The organism is Streptomyces luomodiensis, assembly GCF_031679605.1.
GTDB lineage: Bacteria > Actinomycetota > Actinomycetes > Streptomycetales > Streptomycetaceae > Streptomyces > Streptomyces luomodiensis.
On the sequence record NZ_CP117522.1, the window covers coordinates 1,808,555 to 1,826,590 of the forward strand.

General features: G+C 71.1%; 18 protein-coding genes and 1 pseudogene. 9 read left to right on the plus strand and 10 right to left on the minus strand.

The window, feature by feature from the left end; genetic code table 11:
- Positions 1-35: 35 nt before the first annotated feature.
- Positions 36-1,628 carry a MinD/ParA family ATP-binding protein gene (locus tag PS467_RS07555; RefSeq protein WP_311034572.1) on the plus strand — a complete coding sequence of 531 codons (1,593 nt, stop codon included), beginning with the start codon at positions 36-38 and terminating at the stop codon, positions 1,626-1,628.
- A 35-nt stretch (positions 1,629-1,663) separates the two neighbouring features.
- On the opposite strand, the gene PS467_RS07560 is transcribed toward PS467_RS07555, so the two are convergent.
- The gene (locus PS467_RS07560) at positions 1,664-2,083 is read right to left on the minus strand and encodes a YjbQ family protein (protein WP_311034573.1); all 420 of its coding nucleotides are present in this window, start codon (positions 2,081-2,083) and stop codon (positions 1,664-1,666) included.
- A 130-nt stretch (positions 2,084-2,213) separates the two neighbouring features.
- Between PS467_RS07560 and PS467_RS42020 the strand changes: the two genes are divergently transcribed.
- The 5 genes from PS467_RS42020 to PS467_RS07580 all read left to right on the plus strand — a co-directional run bounded on the left by PS467_RS42020 (position 2,214) and on the right by PS467_RS07580 (position 6,179).
- On the plus strand, positions 2,214-2,282 hold the full coding sequence (locus tag PS467_RS42020) for a putative leader peptide (RefSeq protein ID WP_361413247.1): 69 nt from the start codon (positions 2,214-2,216) through the stop codon (positions 2,280-2,282).
- 98 nt (positions 2,283-2,380) lie between these two features.
- Positions 2,381-3,190: an ABC transporter permease gene (locus tag PS467_RS07565; protein WP_268970777.1), complete on the plus strand. Its 810-nt coding sequence runs from the start codon at positions 2,381-2,383 to the stop codon at positions 3,188-3,190.
- Positions 3,163-3,945 (plus strand): ABC transporter ATP-binding protein, encoded by a 783-nt coding sequence (locus PS467_RS07570; protein WP_311034574.1) that lies wholly within the window; start codon positions 3,163-3,165, stop codon positions 3,943-3,945. The genes PS467_RS07565 and PS467_RS07570 overlap by 28 nt, the downstream gene beginning before the upstream one ends.
- Before the next feature lie 123 nt (positions 3,946-4,068).
- Positions 4,069-5,103 (plus strand): ABC transporter substrate-binding protein, encoded by a 1,035-nt coding sequence (locus PS467_RS07575; RefSeq protein WP_311034575.1) that lies wholly within the window; start codon positions 4,069-4,071, stop codon positions 5,101-5,103.
- 56 nt (positions 5,104-5,159) lie between these two features.
- Complete coding sequence (locus tag PS467_RS07580) at positions 5,160-6,179, plus strand: aldo/keto reductase (protein WP_311034576.1); 1,020 nt, start codon at positions 5,160-5,162, stop codon at positions 6,177-6,179.
- Here the strand turns inward: PS467_RS07580 and PS467_RS07585 are convergent.
- Positions 6,170-6,511, minus strand: a complete 342-nt coding sequence (locus tag PS467_RS07585) for an EthD domain-containing protein (protein WP_311034577.1) — start codon at positions 6,509-6,511, stop codon at positions 6,170-6,172. The two genes, PS467_RS07580 and PS467_RS07585, sit on opposite strands and share 10 nt — an antisense overlap.
- Positions 6,512-6,624: 113 nt before the next feature.
- Here PS467_RS07585 and PS467_RS07590 point away from each other — a divergent pair, with 113 nt between their 5' ends.
- The gene (locus PS467_RS07590) at positions 6,625-7,005 is read left to right on the plus strand and encodes a MerR family transcriptional regulator (RefSeq protein ID WP_311034578.1); all 381 of its coding nucleotides are present in this window, start codon (positions 6,625-6,627) and stop codon (positions 7,003-7,005) included.
- A 24-nt stretch (positions 7,006-7,029) separates the two neighbouring features.
- On the opposite strand, the gene PS467_RS07595 is transcribed toward PS467_RS07590, so the two are convergent.
- The 8 genes and pseudogenes from PS467_RS07595 to PS467_RS07630 all read right to left on the minus strand — a co-directional run bounded on the left by PS467_RS07595 (position 7,030) and on the right by PS467_RS07630 (position 15,904).
- Positions 7,030-8,343, minus strand: a complete 1,314-nt coding sequence (locus tag PS467_RS07595) for an MFS transporter (protein ID WP_311034579.1) — start codon at positions 8,341-8,343, stop codon at positions 7,030-7,032.
- 58 nt (positions 8,344-8,401) lie between these two features.
- Positions 8,402-9,064, minus strand: coding sequence for a GntR family transcriptional regulator (locus PS467_RS07600; protein ID WP_311034580.1), 663 nt, complete (start codon positions 9,062-9,064; stop codon positions 8,402-8,404).
- A gap of 104 nt (positions 9,065-9,168) precedes the next feature.
- On the minus strand, positions 9,169-10,440 hold the full coding sequence (locus PS467_RS07605) for a four-carbon acid sugar kinase family protein (protein ID WP_311034581.1): 1,272 nt from the start codon (positions 10,438-10,440) through the stop codon (positions 9,169-9,171).
- Positions 10,441-10,525: 85 nt separating this feature from the next.
- A pseudogene (locus tag PS467_RS07610) lies at positions 10,526-10,867 on the minus strand (class II fructose-bisphosphate aldolase); the annotation flags it as partial.
- Between the two features lie 67 nt (positions 10,868-10,934).
- Positions 10,935-12,281 (minus strand): MFS transporter, encoded by a 1,347-nt coding sequence (locus PS467_RS07615; protein ID WP_311034582.1) that lies wholly within the window; start codon positions 12,279-12,281, stop codon positions 10,935-10,937.
- A gap of 101 nt (positions 12,282-12,382) precedes the next feature.
- A complete protein-coding gene (locus PS467_RS07620; protein ID WP_311034583.1) occupies positions 12,383-13,147 on the minus strand; it encodes a FadR/GntR family transcriptional regulator in 765 nt (254 codons plus the stop codon).
- A 102-nt stretch (positions 13,148-13,249) separates the two neighbouring features.
- The gene (locus PS467_RS07625; protein ID WP_311034584.1) at positions 13,250-14,608 is read right to left on the minus strand and encodes an NAD(P)H-dependent oxidoreductase; all 1,359 of its coding nucleotides are present in this window, start codon (positions 14,606-14,608) and stop codon (positions 13,250-13,252) included.
- 387 nt (positions 14,609-14,995) lie between these two features.
- Positions 14,996-15,904, minus strand: a complete 909-nt coding sequence (locus PS467_RS07630; protein ID WP_311034585.1) for a LysR substrate-binding domain-containing protein — start codon at positions 15,902-15,904, stop codon at positions 14,996-14,998.
- A 251-nt stretch (positions 15,905-16,155) separates the two neighbouring features.
- Here PS467_RS07630 and benA point away from each other — a divergent pair, with 251 nt between their 5' ends.
- Both benA and benB read left to right on the plus strand, forming a co-directional pair.
- On the plus strand, positions 16,156-17,508 hold the full coding sequence (benA, locus tag PS467_RS07635) for a benzoate 1,2-dioxygenase large subunit (RefSeq protein ID WP_311034586.1): 1,353 nt from the start codon (positions 16,156-16,158) through the stop codon (positions 17,506-17,508).
- Entirely contained in the window at positions 17,505-18,011 is a 507-nt protein-coding gene (benB, locus tag PS467_RS07640; protein ID WP_268970787.1) for a benzoate 1,2-dioxygenase small subunit, read from the plus strand. Before benA ends, benB begins: the two co-directional genes overlap by 4 nt.
- The last annotated feature ends 25 nt before the right edge of the window (positions 18,012-18,036 follow it).

Sequence of the window (18,036 nt, forward strand, 5' to 3'; positions counted from 1 at the left end):
GCGGGCGGCGCCCACGCAGTCGGTGGAGAGGAGGCATGGTGAACAGCGATCGGGACGACGGGGCCGGTCCTGTCGACGACCACGCAGAGTCCGACCGCGCCGATGAGGGCACGTACGAGTTCACCTACGTCGGGCCGCGGCTGCAAACCTGGTACATGGTGAGCGCGGCGGACGGCGCCGAGCCGGAGAGCGCGGAGCCCCAGGACGAGGCGCCGGGGCCGTCGGCACCCGGTGCGGTACCGCAGGCGCAGCAGCCGCAGGCGCAGCCGCAGCCGCAGCCGCAGCCGCAGCCGCAGCCGCAGCCGCAGCCGCAGGCCCAACACCAGCCCGGTCACAGCGGTCACGGCTTCCCGCAGCCGAACGACCCCGGCCGGCCCGTAGCGCCCGTCTGGCCCGTACCGCCCGGCCAGCCGGTACCGCCGATGGGCGGCCCGCGGCCGGACGCCGGGCCGGGCGCCCCACAGGCCCATCGGCCCGAAGTGGACCAGCGGCAGCGCACCGGCCAGGGCGGCGCCCCGCTCGGCCACACCGCGGCGGTCGAGCTGAGCTCCGATCGCCTGCTGCGCAACCAGCCCAAGGCGAAGAAGCCGGGGGCCAACGCCCGGCCGAGCCGCTTCAAGCTCGGCGCCAAGAAGGAGGCGGCGGAGCGGCAGCGCAAGCTGGAGCTGATCCGCACCCCCGTCCTGTCCTGCTACCGCATCGCGGTGATCAGCCTCAAGGGCGGTGTCGGCAAGACCACGACGACCACCGCCCTGGGAGCGACACTCGCCAGCGAGCGACAGGACAAGATCCTGGCGATCGACGCCAACCCGGACGCCGGCACGCTGGGCCGCCGGGTGCGCCGTGAGACCGGTGCGACGATCCGCGAACTCGTGCAGGCGATCCCGTACCTGCACACCTACATGGACATCCGCCGGTTCACCTCTCAGGCGCCCTCCGGCCTGGAGATCATCGCCAACGACGTGGACCCCGCGGTGTCGACGACGTTCAACGACGAGGACTACCGGCGGGTCATCGAGGTGCTGGGCCGCCAGTATCCGGTGATCCTCACCGACTCGGGCACCGGGCTGCTCTACAGCGCCATGCGCGGAGTGCTGGACCTGGCCGACCAGTTGATCATCGTGTCGACGCCGTCGGTGGACGGCGCGTCGAGCGCGAGCACCACCCTGGACTGGCTCGCCGCGAACGGCTATGCCGAACTGGTCTCCCGCAGCATCACCGTGATCTCCGGGGTGCGCGAAACCGGCAAGATGATCAAGGTCGAGGACATCGTGGCGCACTTCCGGACCCGTTGCCGCGGGGTGCAGGTGGTGCCGTTCGACGAGCACCTGGCGGTCGGCGCCGAGGTGGACCTGGACATGATGCGGCCCAAGACCCGGGAGGCGTACTTCGACCTCTCGGCGATGGTGGCCGAGGACTTCGTGCGGGCGCAGCGGGCACAGGGCCTGTGGACCGGCGACGGCGGCAACCAGCCGTCGGTGCAGCCCCCGCCAGTGCCGGGCCGGTACGCGGCGCCCGGTCCCTACGGGGGCGCTGCGACCGGCTACCCACAGCCGTACGGGCCCCAGCCGCAACAGGGCCACGGCTACCCGCCGCCCCCGCCGCCTCGGCCCGAATCCAACGGCTGATTCCGGAGCGTGAGCGAGCCGCCGCCAGGCGACCTCTAGCCGAGGAAACTCAGCCGCACCTGACGGTCGGGGTTGTCCTTGTTCGTGTCGACCAGGCACACCGACTGCCAGGTGCCCAGGGCGAGCCTGCCGCCGATGACCGGGAGGGTCGCGTGCGGGGGGACGAGGGCGGGGAGGACGTGGTCCCGGCCGTGGCCGGGGCTGCCGTGGCGGTGGCGCCAGCGGTCGTCCGGGGGCAGCAGGTCGCGCAGCGCGGAGAGCAGATCGGTGTCACTGCCGGCGCCGGTCTCCAGGATCGCGATCCCGGCCGTGGCGTGCGGGACGAAGACGTTGAGCAGGCCGTCGCCGCCGTCCGCCACGTCCCGTAGATACGCCTCGCAGTCGGCGGTGAGGTCGGCGACGGTCTCGGTGGAGCCGGTGGTGACGCTGATGGTGTGGGTACGGAATGTGCTCATGGCACCATCCTGGTACGCCTCCGCGGAAAACTCCCGTCGTAAAACTCCCGCAACAAAGGTCCGAGGAGCAAGACACCGTTGACCGGTTCCGGACGTCCTCGCTAGCTTCGACGTCATGTCTACGTCAGCCATGCTCACCACGCGCGGTCATATCGACCTGCTGCGGGTGGCGTCCGCCGCGTGTCCCGGCCCCCGCTGACCTTCTCCCCTCTCTCCCCGCTTCCGTCTCGTTCCGCTCTGCCGTGCTGACCGTCGTGTCGTACGGGCATCGAGGCGTACCCCTTTTGTGGAGCCCCCATGTCCCCGGTTCTCGAACCGGTCGTACCGCTGTCCGCGCGCCGTCGCACCGTGCCGCGCTGGCTGCGCCGCACGACCGGACCGATTCTTCTGCTGGTGCTCTGGCAGGTGTCCAGCGCCACCGGTGTGCTGCCCTCCGACATCCTGGCCTCCCCCGGCACCATCGCCCGTACCGCCTCCGACCTGCTGGCGGACGGCACCCTGCCGCACGCCATGCTGGTGTCGGTGCAGCGGGTGCTGATCGGCCTGCTGCTCGGCGGGGTCGTCGGCGTCTCGCTCGCGCTGGTCTCCGGGCTCTCCCGGCTCGGGGAGGACCTGGTGGACGCGAGTGTGCAGATGCTGCGCAGCATCCCCTGGGTCGGCATGATCCCGCTGTTCATCATCTGGATGGGCATCGGCGAGGCCCCGAAGATCGCGCTCATCGCACTCGGCGTCACCTTCCATCTGTATCTGAACGTCTACGCGGGCATCCGCGGCGTGGACGCGCAGCTCATCGAGGCCGGGACCGCGCTGGGGCTCGGCCGCTGGGGGCTGATCCGCCATGTGGTGCTGCCCGGTGCGCTCCCCGGGGCCATGACCGGGCTGCGGTACTCCCTCGCCACCGCCTGGCTGGCGCTGGTCTTCGGCGAGACGATCAACGCGGATGACGGGATCGGTTTCCTGCTCAACCGCGCACGGGAGTTCTTCCAGACCGATGTGATCGTGGTCTGCCTGATCGTCTACGCCGCCCTCGGCCTGCTCGCCGATTTCATCGTCCGCACTCTGGAGAGGCTGCTGCTGCAATGGCGACCGAACTTCACCGGCAAGTGAACTCCCCGGAAAACGGCGCGAAGGGCGAGACCGGCGACGCCGCGGTGCGGATTCGCTCGCTGACCCGGTCGTTCGACGGCCGCGCGGTCATCGACGACCTCCAACTCGACATCCGGGCGGGCGAGTTCGTGGCGCTGCTCGGCCGCAGCGGCTGTGGCAAGTCCACGCTGCTGCGGGTGCTCGCCGGGCTCGACCGGGAGATCGAGGGCGAGGTGCTGGTGCCGCGCCGCAGGGCCGTCGCCTTCCAGGCGCCACGGCTGATGCCCTGGAAGAAGGTGTGGCGCAATGTGCTGCTCGGGCTGCCCGGCCGCCCCGGGCGGGCCGTCGCCGAGCAGGCGCTCACCGAGGTCGGTCTGGGCCACCGTGCCGACGCCTGGCCCAAGACGCTCTCCGGTGGTGAGGCACAGCGCGCCTCGCTCGCCCGTGCGCTGGTGCGCGAGCCGGATCTGCTGCTGCTGGACGAGCCGTTCGGCGCGCTGGACGCGCTCACCCGGATCACGGCCCAGCAGCTGGTCGCCGAGTTGTGGCAGCGGCGCGGCTGCGCGGTGCTGCTGGTCACCCACGATGTGGAGGAGGCGCTGCTGCTGGCCGACCGCGTCCTGGTGATGGACGGGGGTGTCATCGCGCATCAGGTCCGGGTGGACCGGGACCGGCCCCGCGACATCGCCGATCCGCTCCTCGCCGAACTGCGCGCCGAACTCCTGGACCGGCTGGGTGTGAAGGCGCCCGAGCCGGCCGTCCGCACGGTCGGCTGAGCCGGTCCCGGCCCAGCCGATCCGGGCCCCGTGCGACCCGTACCGCTCGTACCACCCGCACCACTCGTACCACCCGCACATCTGCTCGCACTCTCGCGAACCTGTCGAACGGACCCTGCTGACATGAGACGGCGAATCGTCCCCGCCCTGTCCCTCCCGCTCGCCCTGCTGCTGTCCGCATGCGTCAGCTCGACGTCGCACAACGGCTCCGGCTCCGCCGGCAACACCGACGGCAAGGGCGATGTGACCCTCAACGTCGGTGACCAGAAGGGCAACGACGAGGCGGTGCTGCGCGCCGCCGGGCAGCTGAAGAACCTCCCGTACAAGATCAAGTGGTCCACGTTCACCTCCGGTCCGCCGATCCTGGAGGCCGTGAGCGCCAAGGCCGTGGACATCGGCGGGGTCGGCAACACCCCGCCCGTCTTCGCCGCGGCCGCCAAGTCCCACATCAAGGTCGTGGCCGCCAAGCACGGCACCTCCGACGGCGAGACGATCCTGGTCAAGAAGGGTTCGCCGGCGAAGAAGGTGGCCGACCTCAAGGGGAGGTCGGTCGCGGTCGCGCAGGGCAGCTCGGCCCACTACCAGCTGGTCGCCTCGCTCCGTAAGGCCGGGCTCTCGATCAAGGACGTCAAGGTCAGCTTCCTGCAGCCCGCCGATGCCCTGGCCGCCTTCAGCCGCGGCAAGGTGGACGCCTGGGCCATCTGGGACCCGTACACCTCCCAGGCGCTGCGCCAGGCCGACGCGCGGGTCCTCACCACGGGCCAGGGCGTGGTCAACGGCCTCAACTTCCAGGTCGCCAACCCCTCCTCCCTGAAGGACGGGAAGAAGGCGAAGGTCATCAAGGACTATCTCGGGCGGCTGCGCCGGGCCCAGGACTGGGTCTACCAGCACCCCGAGGAGTGGGCGAAGGTGTGGGGCAAGGAGACCGGGCTGCCGTACCAGGTGGCGCTGGACTCCGTGAAGCGGACCAACGGCACCCGGGTGTACGTCGCCGTCGACAAGCGCGCCATCGCCTCGGAGCAGGAGATCGCGGACACCTTCGCACAGCTGAAGCTCACCCCGCGCAGCTTCCGGTTCGCCGATTACGTGGACACCCGCTTCAACGGCGACCTGCCGCCGTCCACCTCGGCGCCCCGCACCTACCAGAAGGGCTCCTGACCCGCACCGTCGAGGGCTTGTGTTCGTGTGCGCTCCAACTCCTAGGGTCCGCGGGCATGGAGACCACGGAGCACACCAGGACACTGGGCCGCAGCGGCATCGAGGTGAGCGCGCTCGGCTTCGGCTGCTGGGCCATCGGCGGTGAGTGGCGGTCCGCCGACGGGCAGCCGCTGGGCTGGGGCAAGGTCGACGACGAGGAGTCCGTACGGGCGATCCGGCGCGCGCTCGACCTCGGCGTCACCTTCTTCGACACCGCCGATGTGTACGGCACCGGCCACAGCGAACGCCTGCTCGGCCGCGCCCTCGGCAGGCGGCGCGCCGATGTCGTCGTCGCCACGAAGTGGGGCAACCTCTTCGACGAGCGGGCCCGCGTCCGCGTCGGACAGGACGACTCCCCCGAACACGCACGCCGCGCCCTGACCGCCTCCCTGCGGCGCCTGGACACCGACCACATCGACCTGTACCAGCTCCACATCGCCGATGCCGACCCCGAACGCGCCGCCGCACTCCGCGATGTGTGCGAGGAGTTCGTGCGCGAGGGGCTCATCCGCGCCTACGCCTGGAGCACCGACGACCCCGCACGGGCCGCCGTCTTCGCGCAGGGCCCGCACTGCGCGGCCGTCCAGCACTGTCTGAACGTGCTCCAGGACGCGCCCGAACTCCTCGCCCTCTGCGCGGAGTCGGACCTCGCGAGCGTCAACCGCAGCCCCCTCGCCATGGGATTGCTCACCGGCAAGCACACCGCCGGACGCGCCCTGGAGGCCGGTGACATCCGCAGCGCGCCACCCGCCTGGCTGCCGGGGTTCACCGCGGACGCCGGTGCCGATGCGGACTGGCTCCGGCGGGTCGACGCCCTGCGGTCCGTGCTCACCAGCGACGGCCGTACCCTCGCGCAGGGCGCCCTCGCCTGGATCTGGGCCCGCAGCCCGCGGACGATCCCGATCCCCGGCTTCCGTACGGTCGCCCAGGCCGAGGAGAACGCGGGGGCCATCGCGAAGGGACCGCTCACCGCCGGGCAGACGGCCGACATCGACCGCACCCTGGGGCGCCCAGCCGCCAGGCGGCGTCAGGACTGAAGCACCACGGTTTCCTCGGCGACCAGGACCGCCACCGAACTCATATCGATGAACCTGCCCTCGTCCGGGTGCACCAGCTCCCGGTAATTCTCGGACGCGAAGAAGGCGTCGTGATCCGCCCAGCTGTCGAACCAGATTTCCGTGAGGCCGTCGTAGGCGGGGCGCGGATAGCCGTCGGCGGGCACCGGGTGGGAGACGGTGTACTTCTTCACGTACTGCCGCGCTTCCGGAATGGAGGTGAACAACGGGGCGTGGCGGTTTCGGTGGTGCTCGACGAATTCCTCGAAGGTCATTCCATCGATGCGGTTGATCATGAAAGCGAGCTTGATCATGGGCTTCCTCTTTGTTCCTCGCTCGCGGTCGCGAGCCGTGGGGGTAACCTAAACGCTCACATCGATGTCATGGGCAAGTCGCCGTGACCCAGTGCACACGAGGAGGTGGGGAGATGCGGATCGGTGAACTGTCCGCCCGGACGGGAGCCAGCCGTCGATCACTGCGCTACTACGAGCAGCAGGGCTTGCTGGTGGCCACCAGGTCCCCCAGCGGCCAGCGGTACTACGACGACGCGCACGTCCAGCGGGTGTCGCTCATCCAGCAATTCCTCGCCGCCGGAATGTCCAGCAGAACCATCGCCCAGATGGTCCCGTGCATGACGGAGCCCACCATGGACCGGGCCCGGCAGGCCCTGGCCGCGATGAACAGGGAGCGAACCCGGCTGTCGGCCGCCATCGACGAGCTCACCGCCGCCAGAGAAGCGCTCGATCACCTCATCGGCGTCAACGAGGACTTCCTGGCGGACGGGACGGCTGACCGCGCCTCGGCCTGACGTGACCGACACCGTGCCCGGGAGTCACCCGCGCATCGGCTCGGCGGCCGGCTCCGCGGGCGACTCGGTGGTCGGCCCGGTGGTCGGCCCGGTGGTCGGCCCGGTGCGGGTGCCGCGGATGACCAGGCTGAGGCAGCCCAGTGCCACCAGGGCCACTCCGGAGAGCATCACGGGGTAGGTGAGCCAGTTGGACAGCGTGGCCAGCAGGGCGGGCAGCAGGAAACCCGCGTAGGCGAGGGTGTAGTAGACGCCGGTCAGGCCGGCCAGGTCCGCCGCGCCCGCCATCCGCTGGATCTCCAGCAGCCCGGAGACCACCGCGATCCCATAGCCCGCGCCCAGCGCGACGGCGGCCGCCACCGCCAGCCACGGGGAGCGCAGGACGGCGTTGAGCGCGCACAGCGCGGCGCCGAGCAGCATCACCGCCATCGCCACCACGGGGGCGCGCCCCTTCCCGGTCCCGGTCGTACGGTCCAGCCGCTTGGCCACCGGCTGAACGGCCGCGCCGGTTCCCAGGGTCAGTACCGTCAGCGCGGTCGCGTAGGCGAGCCCCCAGTGGCCCACCCGTGTTTCGACCAGTTGTGGCATCACCGCGTAGGCCAGTCCGGCCGCGCCGAACACCCACGGTGCCATCGGGAGCACCACCAGCCGGAACCGCCGGCGCGCGGGTGCGGGGACGCGCAGGTCGTCGATCAGCCCTCGCAGCACTCCCCGGTCCGCGCCGGCCGCCCAGGCGTCCGGCGCCCGGGTCTCCGGCACCCGCAGGAGCAGCGGCGGGACGGCGACGGCGATCACGATGTGCACGACGTACGGGGTCACCATGGGCCAGGGTCCCCACTGGGCGAGGGCGCCCGCGACGCCCGCGCCGAGGGCGAAGCCCGCCGTCTGGCAGAGCGCGGCACGGCGGGCGGCGAGCCCGGTGTCCGCGCCGGTGGACAGCTCCTTGACCCAGCTGCTGCCGACCGACATGGCGATGCCGACCGCGACCCCGGTGATCAGCCGGCCGGCGTAGATCGCCCAGGAGCCGTCGGCTCCGAAGCTCAGCACCAGGCTGGCGAGCACCGAGGCCACGGTGCCGAGCATGAGGACCGGCCGGCGGCCGCGCCGGTCCGACACCGGCCCGGCGAGCAGCAGCCCGGGTATCAGTCCGACGACGTAGGCGCCGAGGAAGGCGTCCACGCTGAGGGTGGAGTAGCCGCCGAGCCGGCGGTACATCAGCAGCAGGGGGGTGAACTGGTTGCCGCCCCAGCCGCAGACGAACATCGCTGCGGCGACCGGTCGCCACGCGCCCGAGCGGCGCGGGGTGGCAGGCGGCTCGACGACCCGCTGGGTTTCGAGCATGGTGAGGTACGGATTCCTTGTGCGCGTGGGTCGCGGCGGCGCCCTTGCCGCCGGTGGATCAGCGGTCGCTGCCGGATCGCCCCGGCGAACCGTGGGTCGCGGTGAGGTGGGCCCGCAGGGCCACCGCGAAGGTGTCGGCGGCCCCGGCCAGGAGATGGCCGAGCAGCGTCTCGTGCTCATCGGCGAGCACATGCAGCCGCTGCGGCCGGGGCCGCAGCGCGGAGACGCTCATCCGGCGCTGCCGATCGCCGAGCGTGGAGTAGAAGCGGCTGGCCAGGCGGTTCCCGGAGGCGTCGACGATGCCCCGGTGGAATGCCTCGTCCGCCGCGGCGAAGCCGTGGACGTCCCCGGCCCCGGCGAGGTCGCGCTGGTGCGCGATCAGGTCGCGCAGGCGCTGCTCGCCGTCGGCCGTCAGACCGTCCCGGGCGATCCGCTCCGCGGCGGACCGCTCCAGGGCCTGCCGCAGCTCCAGCACGTCCGCGGCCTCGCCCGGGGGCACCGGCACGACGACCGCGCCGCGCTTGGGGTGCAGGGCCAGCAGTTCCTCCGATTCCAGCCGGAGGAACGCCTCACGCACCGGCGTGCGGCTCACCTGTACGCGTGTCGCGATCTCTCCCTCACTGATCAGCGTGCCGGCGGCGAGCTCTCCGCTGAGGATGAGCTCCTTCGTCACCGAGTACACCGTCTGTGCTGCTGATGAGCGCCCTGTCGTCGCGGCCATGGGCCCACGGTAGCACTCATAGATACAAGCTTGTATCCATGCCCGGAAGCCAGTACCCGGGGTGCCGCCGGACACTGGCTCCGATCACCTCGCTCGCAGGCTGCTCACGATGTCGCCCGGCCCGGCACGCCGAGCCGTCGCAGCACCTCGTCCAGCGTGTCGTCGCCGCCCACGTTCCCGGGGACCACCACGTAGGGGAGGACACCGGACGGGGTCCGCAGATCCCAGACGCTGACACCTGCCAGCATTTGTCCGCGCACCCGCGCGGTGCTGGTCCGCAGCCCGGTGCGGGCCACCTCGGCGGAGGTGATGCCGCCTTTGGCCACCACGGCCGCGACCGCTCCGGCCAGCTCCCGTACGGCGGTCGTCAACCCCGTCATGACACGTTCTCCGTGGTCCAGCGTGTTGTTGCGCGCCGACCGCTCCCGCTCGCTCGCCAGTACCGCCACGCCCCGGGTCCGCAGCTGCTCATGAGCCCGCTCCACCAGGTCGCGGCCCGCGGCAGCCGGGTCGGTGAGCGCCCGGTCGGTGTCCAGGAGCAGAGGGCGGGCGGCCCAATGGCGTTCGACCGTCGCGAGCTGCCGGGTGGCCCCGGAGGTGTGCGAGCCGCAGACGACCAGTACCGGACCGGCCGGGCGCCGCAGAGGTGCGGGCAGCAGACCGGGGCTGACCGCTGCCGAGCAGCGCGCGGCGAGCGGGGCCGCGCAGCGTACGACGATCCGGCGCCCGGCCGCCCATGCCCGCTCCAGCCCTTGGTGCACCAGGTCGATGTCCTCGTCGGTGACGGCATCGGGCGCGATCACCGTCCCGGGCGCCGCCTCCCCGAGGGCGCGCGCCACGGCGTCGCCCGCGGTCGCGCGCAGTTCGGCCAGCGGCACCGTCAGGACCTTCCGGCCGCCACCGGCCTCGGCGACGTAACCGGCCATGGTGCTGGATCGGAAGCCGAACACCGGGTCGCGGGCGTATTCCGTCTCTCCGGCCGGTACATCGGTTCCGCCGATGCGCACCCAGTGGATGCCGTCGCGCGTGGTCCGTCCGCCGGCCGGGAAAGCGGGCAGGAAGAGCAGTACGGAGTCGGGCGAGGCGAAGACATCGCTCTCGGCGAAGACGTGGCCGCGCAACGTGGAGTCGCCGCGCAGGACGAAGCGCACGTCGGTGCCGAGGCGGCGGGCGGCTTCGGCACCGGCCTCCCGGATCCGGCCGACGAGGGTGACCGCCGCGTCCTCGGGGATGGCACGGCTGTTGGTCAGGATGTAGGCGGCGTCGTCGTGCCGGAGCGTGTCGGTGAGCAGGTCGGTGTCGTGGTCCAGGAGTACGGGCACGTCCGAGGCGGATTGCGTACCGGTGGGGTCGTCGTCCAGAACGATGGTCTTCATCGGGCGGCTCCCATGGCGACGAGGGCGTTGATGACCGTTTCGGAGCGGGTGGCGACCGCGTCCGTCCAGGTACCGAGGCCACGAAGTCGGCGTTCGCCTCGGGCCCGCCGCGGGATCCGTCGGCCAGGGCCGAGTCGGCTCCGGCCGCCGCGGCGGCGACGATGAGATCGGCGTCGGTGGCGTGGTCGAGCTGGACGCACACCGGTACCGCGGCGGCGTCGGCCAACGACCGCAGGGCCCGGATGAGGTCGAGCCCGTGGCGTCCGCCCGCGGTCCTGGCGGAAACCAGCAGGGCGACCGGGCTGTGGAGTCGTTCGGCGGCGTCGACGACACCACCGGCGGTGGCCAGGTCGTAACAGGTGAAGGCCGGCAGGGCGGCGCCGGCGGCCCGGCGTTCGGCCGCCGTCTCGGCGAGTTGGGCGCGCATGATTCCTCACGGGACGATGAGCCGGGGCCGCGTGGGCGCGGCCCCGGCGGGTGGGGGCGGGCGGGTGTCAGCGAGTCGGCGCCACCGACAGGCCGGGGAGGGGCTGCTCGGCGGGCCGGCGCCGGGTCTCCGGGGTGACCAGGCTCGCGAGCACGCCGATCCCGCCGCAGGCGCAGTACAGGACGGCGACCCCGGCCCAGCCCCAGGCCCCGGAGAGGGCCGCCGCGATGAACGGGATGAACCCGGAGATCGCCGCGGAGAACTGGTAGCCGATGGAGGCGCCGGAGGTGCGCAGGCGGGCGTCGAAGAGTTCGGAGAACCACGCGCCCTGGGTGCCGGCGAGCGCGTCGTGGCACAGCGCGAGTCCGCACACGAAGGCGGCCACGATCGCGAGCGTGTGCCCGGTGTTGACGAGCAGGAACATCGGGAAGCCGAAGGCCAGGGTCAGCAGGCTGCCGGTGAGGTAGAGCGGCCTGCGGCCGACGCTGTCGGAGAGCCGGCCGAACAGGATGGTGGTGCAGACGCCGAGCGACGCGGCCAGGACCAGACCGGTGAGGGCCACGGCATGGCCGGCGATGCCCTCGGAGGTGATGTAGCTGAGCAGGTACGTGACGATCGCGTAGAAGCCTCCGGTCTCCGCCAGCCGCAGCCCGATGACCCGGAGCACGGTGCGCCAGTCGTCGCGCAGCACTTCGGCGACGGGGCTCTTGGCGATGGTGTCGGTCCGCTGGAGGGCCTGGAACTCGGGCGATTCGGAGACCTTGAGCCGGATCACCAGGCCGGCCGCGATGAGCAGGGCGCTGAGCAGGAACGGGATGCGCCAGGCGAGGTGGCTGTCGAACCGCGCGGCGATGAGGAACGCCACGTTGGCCAGCAGCAGCCCGAGCGGGACGCCCGCTTGCGGGATCGCGGAATACAGTCCCTTCCGGTGGAGCGGGGCGTGTTCGTACGTCATCAGGATCGCGCCGCCCCACTCGGCGCCGAATCCGATGCCCTGGAGCAGGCGCAGCAACACCAACAGGATCGGCGCGAGGGCGCCCACCTGGTCGTAGGTGGGCAGGAAGCCGATCGCGGTGGTCGCCACGCCCATCAGCAGCAGCGCCCCGACGAGGACGGGCTTGCGGCCGAGGCGGTCACCGAGGTGCCCGCCGATGATGCCTCCGATGGGACGCATCGCGAAGCCGACGCCCAGGGTGGCGAATGAGGCGAGGGTGGCGGCGAGCGGGGATTCACCGGGGAAGAAGGCATCGCCGAAGTAGAGTGCGGCGGCGGTTCCGTAGGCGAGGAAGTCGTAGTTCTCGACGGTGGTGCCGACGGCGCTGCCGAGGGCGACACGGAGTTTGTCGGGGGATCCGGTGTCGGGTCCGGTCGGCGTCTGACCGCGGGGAGCGGACCCCGGGGAGGAGGTGGACATGTGCGGCTCCTGATGTGCGTGGCCCGGGTGGTGTCCCCGGACCCTGTCCCCCGGCTCACCGCCCGGCCGCTCCCCCGGGCGCCCTGAGCGGTGGCGAACCGCTACGGGGCCGGAGTCCGCGGTCCGGACGCGGTGCCGAGGCCGTAGGTTCCTGCGTAGAAGTCCGTGATGTGGGCACGGACCAGCGCGACGGCGCCTTCGTCGTCATGGCGCTCGATCGCGGCGAGGATGCTGCGGTGTTCCTTCCGTACGGTCTTGGCGGTCTCCCGCCAGTCCGCGAGCCGCTCGTAGGCGTCGATCATGCGGCGCTGGATGGCGCTGCGCATCGATCCCATGAGATGAGCGGTCAGGGCGTTGCCGGCCGACTGGGCGATGGCCACATGGAACTCGGCGTCCAGGCCGTTGAACTGACGCGCCGTCAGCTCAGGGTCGTCCATCCGGTCGAGGATGTCCCCGAGCCGGGCAAGGTCCTCGGGACCCGCGTTGCGCGCCGCCTCCGCGGCCACCCAGACCTCCAGGGCCAGACGGCTCTGGAGGACGTCGGTGTCGCTGAAGTGGCCCAGGGCGAGTTCGAGCCTGAGCAGATCGGCGAAGCCCGATCCGGGGTGTCCGACGAAGACCGATCCGCCTTCCGGACCGCCACCCGTCCTGACCTCGACCACGCCGAGCGCCTGGAGGACCCGGAGCGCTTCCCTCAGGGAGGGCCGGCTGACCCCCAGCAGCTGGGAGAACTCCCGCTCACTGGGCAAGCGGTCGCCCGGTCGCAGGAACCCTTCCATGATCCGTTGCTCGATCTGAGCCATCACCTGTTCGTAGGTGCGGACCTTCCGGACGGGTTCCCAGGGTTCTTGTCGCCGCTCGCTCACTCGCGCTCCCTTACAGACGGTGGGGCCTTCGGCGGTTCCACCCTAAGACAGCGCCGGTACACCGCCGGTCCACCGACTGAAGCCCGCGCCACCGCCCGGCGGTCACCCCGTCGGCACGCCGCCGGCGAGGGCGGAAGCCTCCAGCTCACGGCGCAGCCGCACGGCGGTCATGGACTCGTCGACCTCGACGTCGTCGAAGCTGAGCACCGCTCCTGCCGGTACGTCGTTCTTCAGCGTGAATCCGTGGGCGAGCCCCATCGGCAGCGCCCGGTGGGCGAGCGAGGCACGGGCGGGGGCGAGTTTTCCGTGGACCATGTAGCCGCCCTCGCCGTCGAGCACCTCACCGCCCTTCAGATCGCGCTTGGCCACCGACACCACATCACCGTGGAAGCCGCCCGCGACGCCCGTCGCCTCGCCCCGCAGCACCGCCGAGGCGATACTGACGCCCAGCTCCAGACCGATCATGTGGTACGGCCGGTACAGAGCGCCGTACCGCCCCGTCGGGTCGGTACGGACGCCGTATTCGGCGAAGCACCGCATCGCGTAGTCGGTCCGCGCCGCGAAGGTGATGTAGACGCCCCAGCGCAGGTCGCGTTCGACCTCACTGCCGTCCCGGTTGAGGCTGGAGATGACCTCCACGGTGCCGGTGCGGGTCAGCGAGCCACCGAGCTCCTTGGGGCGCAGGACGGTGGAGAGGTCGTCCACACCGACCGGTGGGAAGAACAGTCCCTCCTCCTGGGGCTCCAGTCCGGTCGCATTGGCGACGGCCGCCATCTCGATGGCCGACTTGGTGCCGTCGAGGAACGAATTGAACATCTTGGGGTTGAAGTCACCCGAGGCGAGCTGCTCGGCGGTGAAGCCGTAGTGGTCCCACACGGTGTCGGGGGTGGAGAGGTGGTACTCCGGCAGGTACTTGGTCCCCTTGCCCGCCGCGACCACCTCGAAGCCGACGGTGCGGCACCAGTCGACCAGCTCGTTGATCAGGGCGGGCTGATCACCGTACGCCATGGTGTAGACGACACCGGCCTTGCGGGCCTTCTCCGCCAGCACAGGACCGATCATGCAGTCCGCCTCGACATTGACCATCACCACATGACAGCCCGCCTCGATGGCCCGCCCGGCATGGTGGGCGCCCGCGATCGGGTTGCCGGTGATCTCCAGAACCACCTCGAGGCCGGGGGCATCGATCAGGTCATCGGCACTGTCGGTGACATGGGTGCCGCCGGTTCGCAACGCCTCGTCGAACGACGCCGCCGCGTACCGCTCAGCGGGCCAGCCCGTCCGGTGCAGGGCGGATCGGGCGCGGTCCACGTCGAGGTCGGCGACGCCGACCACGTGAAGGCCGGCGGCGCCGACCGCCTGGGTGAGGAACATCGAGGCGAACTTGCCCGCCCCGATGACACCGACCCGGATGGGGCCGGATTCCCGCGTCCGCCGCGCGAGGAGGCTGTGGAGGTTCATGCCGCTCCCTGAGTCGTCTTCATGGATGGCCGGCAGCCGGGCGTGGTCCGAGCGCGATCCGAGCTTGGTCTGACCATCTGACCGACTGTCCATCTGGCCGTCACTATGGCAGCGGCCATCCAGCCGGTCAAGGGATCCGCGGGAACATGCGGCGGGCGCCCCGGACGGGGGCACGGCATCCGCCGGGCACCCCGGTCCAGACAGCGGAAGGCCGCTCCCACGACCCGTGGAAACGGCCTTCTGCCTGCGAAAAACTGGTCGGGGCGACGGGACGGCGGCGACAGGATGCGCGGCTACCCGCCCGCCACCAGGGCCGGCTCGAGATCTCGCGACCGGGCGACGCGCCCGGTGTCCGTGGCCGTCGCCTTCGCGCGCCGCTTGGCGCGGTCAGTGGCCGGCCGCCACTTCGTCGAGGAACAGGTGGTTGCGCTCCAGCACCGTGAGCAGGTTCCGCAGCAGCGGGGAATCGTCGTCCTCCCGCCACGCCAGGTCGAGCCGGACGCTCAGCGCGTCCTCGATCGTCTTGCACCGCACGCCCTCGCGGGGTGCGGAGCGGATGGAGTCGGGCAGGACGGCGATGCCGAGGCCGGCGGCGACCAGCGCGAGGGCGGCGGAGGTCTCGGTGACCTCATAGGCGGGGCGCGGATAGAAGCCGGCCGCCAGGCAGCCGCGGACCACGGTGTCGTTGACGACGGAGCCGAGTGCGGCGCCGTACATGACGAAGTCCTCGTGCCGCAGCTGCTCGACGCGGACGGTGTCCGCCTCGGCGAGCCGGTGCTGCTCGGGGACGGCCACGACCAGGGCCTCGGTGGCGACGGCGCGGTGTGCGATGCCTTCCTGGCGGACCGGGGGCCGCAGCACGCCGACGTCCAGGCGGCGCTCGATCAGCCCCGCCTCCTGTGCGGGCGTGAGCATCTCGGTGTGCACCTCCAGCATCACGTGTGGCATCTCGCGCTTCACCAGCCGTGCGAGCGCGGGGAGTTGCCGGTAGGAGGCGGAGCCGGTCAGGCCGATCCGCAGCACGCCTTCCGCCCCCGAGGCGAAGCGCGCCACGCGGGCGACCGCCTCGTCGACGGCCTTGAGGATCCGCTCCGCATCGGTGCGGAACACCTCACCGGCGCCGGTCAGCGCGACCTGCCGGGTGGTCCGGCTGAACAGCTCCACGCCCAGTTCGGTCTCCAGCCGGCGGATCGCCTGGGAGAGCGGGGGCTGGGCCATGTGCAGCCGTTCCGCGGCCTTGCCGAAATGCCGGGTCTCGGCGACGGCCGCGAAATACCGCAGGTGCCTGAATTCCATCCGGCGCCCCTTTCGTGGCTCCGGGGCCCTCGATTACGCCACAGCGTAGGAGCGCCTCACATACGACACAAATACCTGGTGCCACTTTATTGAGACGCCGCGCATATCAATAACCCCCTGGGTCAACCCTGGGCACATGCCCGGGGCCGACTCTTCACTCGGCTGTCATGGTGCTGCAAAGCGGCCGTAATACGCCGTCGCCGACCGGATCGCCCGGCCGGCGGGACACGGATCAGCGGAGGAACGGGACCATGGCCGAGGCTTTCAGCCGTGCGCGGACCATCCTCGACGGCGCCCTCGTGGAGGACCCGGACACCGGCACATACCGGGTCCGGCGGAGTGTCTTCACCGACGAGGAGCTCTTCGAGCTGGAGATGAAGCACATCTTCGAGGGCAATTGGGTCTATCTCGCGCACGAGAGCCAGATCCCGGAGGCCGGTGACTACTTCACCACCCATATCGGCCGCCAGCCCGTCGTGATCTCCCGCGACAAGCAGGGGGAACTGCACTGTCTGATCAACGCGTGCAGTCACCGGGGCGCGATGCTGTGCCGCCGAAAGACCGACCACCGCACCACCTTCACCTGCCCGTTCCACGGCTGGACGTTCAGCAACAGCGGACGGCTGCTGAAGGTGAAGGACCCGCGGGATGCCGGTTATCCCGAGCAGTTCAACAAGGACGGCTCCCACGACCTGACGAAGGTCGCCCGCTTCGAGAACTACCGCGGTTTCCTCTTCGGCAGCCTCAACCCGGACGTCAAGCCGCTGACGGAACACCTGGGGGACGCGGCCGTCGTCATCGACATGATCGTCGACCAGTCCCCGGAGGGCCTTGAGGTGCTGCGCGGCTCCTCCACCTACCAGTACGACGGCAACTGGAAGCTCCAGGCGGAGAACGGCGCCGACGGCTACCACGTCTCCGCCACCCACTGGAACTACGCCGCCACCCAGGCCCGCCGCACCTCCGGCGAGTCCAAGAACGACACCAAGACGATGGACGCGGGCGGCTGGTCCAAGCAGCAGGGCGGCTTCTACTCCTTCGACCACGGCCATCTGCTGCTGTGGACCAAGTGGCTGGACCCGGCCAACCGGCCCCTGCACAGCAGGCGTGCGGAACTGGCGGAGCAGGTCGGGCCCGAGCGCGCCGACTGGATGATCGGCGTCTCCCGGAACCTGTGCCTGTACCCCAATCTGTACCTGATGGACCAGTTCAGCTCGCAGATCCGGCACTTCCGGCCGATCTCCGTCGACAGGACAGAGGTCACCATCTACTGCATCGCCCCCAAGGGCGAGCCCGCCGAGGCCCGCGCCCAGCGCATCCGGCAGTACGAGGACTTCTTCAACGCCACCGGCATGGCCACCCCGGACGACCTGGAGGAGTTCCGCTCCTGCCAGAAGACGTACCTGGCCACCGCCGCTCCCTGGAACGACCTCAGCCGTGGCGCCGTGCACCGGATCGAGGGCCCGGACGAGGCCGCCAAGAAGATCGGCATCAACCCGGTCGCCAGTGGGGTGCGCACCGAGGACGAGGGCCTCTACCCCATCCAGCACGGCTACTGGCTCGACACCCTGCGCAAGGCCCTGGACCTGGAGGCGGCGAAGTGACCACGGCGACCGGCGAGACCACCCTCGAGGACATCCGGCGGTTCCTCTACCGCGAGGCCCGCCACCTCGACGACCGCGAGTTCGAGAAGTGGCTGGAGTGCTACCACCCGGACGCCGAGTTCTGGATGCCGGCCTGGGCCGACGACGACGAGCTGACCCGCGACCCGCGGCGCGAGATCTCGCTGATCTACTACCCGAGCCGGGCCGGTCTGGAGGACCGCGTCTTCCGCATCCGCACCGACCGCTCCAGCGCCACCAGCCTGCCCGAGCCGCGCACCGGCCACAACATCACCAACGTCGAGATCACCGGCCGGGACGGCGACCTGCTGCACGTGCGGTTCAACTGGTTCACCCTCTCCTACCGCTACCAGACCACCGACACCTACTTCGGCACCTCGTACTGCACGCTCGACCTCTCCGGACCCGAGCCCCTGATCCGGCGGAAGAAGGTGGTGCTGAAGAACGACTACGTGCACCACGTCGTGGACGTCTACCACCTGTGAACCAGCCGCCCAGCACCCCTCCCGA

Excerpts from the sequence above, each read along its gene's own strand:
- benA (WP_311034586.1), top strand. The coding sequence starts at position 16,156 with ATGGCCGAGGCTTTCAGCCGTGCGCGGACCATCCTCGACGGCGCCCTC.
- PS467_RS07605 (WP_311034581.1), bottom strand. The coding sequence starts at position 10,440 with ATGAAGACCATCGTTCTGGACGACGACCCCACCGGTACGCAATCCGCC.
- PS467_RS07570 (WP_311034574.1), top strand. The coding sequence starts at position 3,163 with ATGGCGACCGAACTTCACCGGCAAGTGAACTCCCCGGAAAACGGCGCG.
- PS467_RS07595 (WP_311034579.1), bottom strand. The coding sequence starts at position 8,343 with ATGCTCGAAACCCAGCGGGTCGTCGAGCCGCCTGCCACCCCGCGCCGC.
- PS467_RS07585 (WP_311034577.1), bottom strand. The coding sequence starts at position 6,511 with ATGATCAAGCTCGCTTTCATGATCAACCGCATCGATGGAATGACCTTC.
- PS467_RS07575 (WP_311034575.1), top strand. The coding sequence starts at position 4,069 with ATGAGACGGCGAATCGTCCCCGCCCTGTCCCTCCCGCTCGCCCTGCTG.
- PS467_RS07580 (WP_311034576.1), top strand. The coding sequence starts at position 5,160 with ATGGAGACCACGGAGCACACCAGGACACTGGGCCGCAGCGGCATCGAG.
- PS467_RS07630 (WP_311034585.1), bottom strand. The coding sequence starts at position 15,904 with ATGGAATTCAGGCACCTGCGGTATTTCGCGGCCGTCGCCGAGACCCGG.
- PS467_RS07590 (WP_311034578.1), top strand. The coding sequence starts at position 6,625 with ATGCGGATCGGTGAACTGTCCGCCCGGACGGGAGCCAGCCGTCGATCA.
- PS467_RS07555 (WP_311034572.1), top strand. The coding sequence starts at position 36 with ATGGTGAACAGCGATCGGGACGACGGGGCCGGTCCTGTCGACGACCAC.
- PS467_RS07615 (WP_311034582.1), bottom strand. The coding sequence starts at position 12,281 with ATGTCCACCTCCTCCCCGGGGTCCGCTCCCCGCGGTCAGACGCCGACC.
- PS467_RS07560 (WP_311034573.1), bottom strand. The coding sequence starts at position 2,083 with ATGAGCACATTCCGTACCCACACCATCAGCGTCACCACCGGCTCCACC.
- PS467_RS07565 (WP_268970777.1), top strand. The coding sequence starts at position 2,381 with ATGTCCCCGGTTCTCGAACCGGTCGTACCGCTGTCCGCGCGCCGTCGC.
- PS467_RS07600 (WP_311034580.1), bottom strand. The coding sequence starts at position 9,064 with ATGGCCGCGACGACAGGGCGCTCATCAGCAGCACAGACGGTGTACTCG.
- PS467_RS07625 (WP_311034584.1), bottom strand. The coding sequence starts at position 14,608 with ATGAACCTCCACAGCCTCCTCGCGCGGCGGACGCGGGAATCCGGCCCC.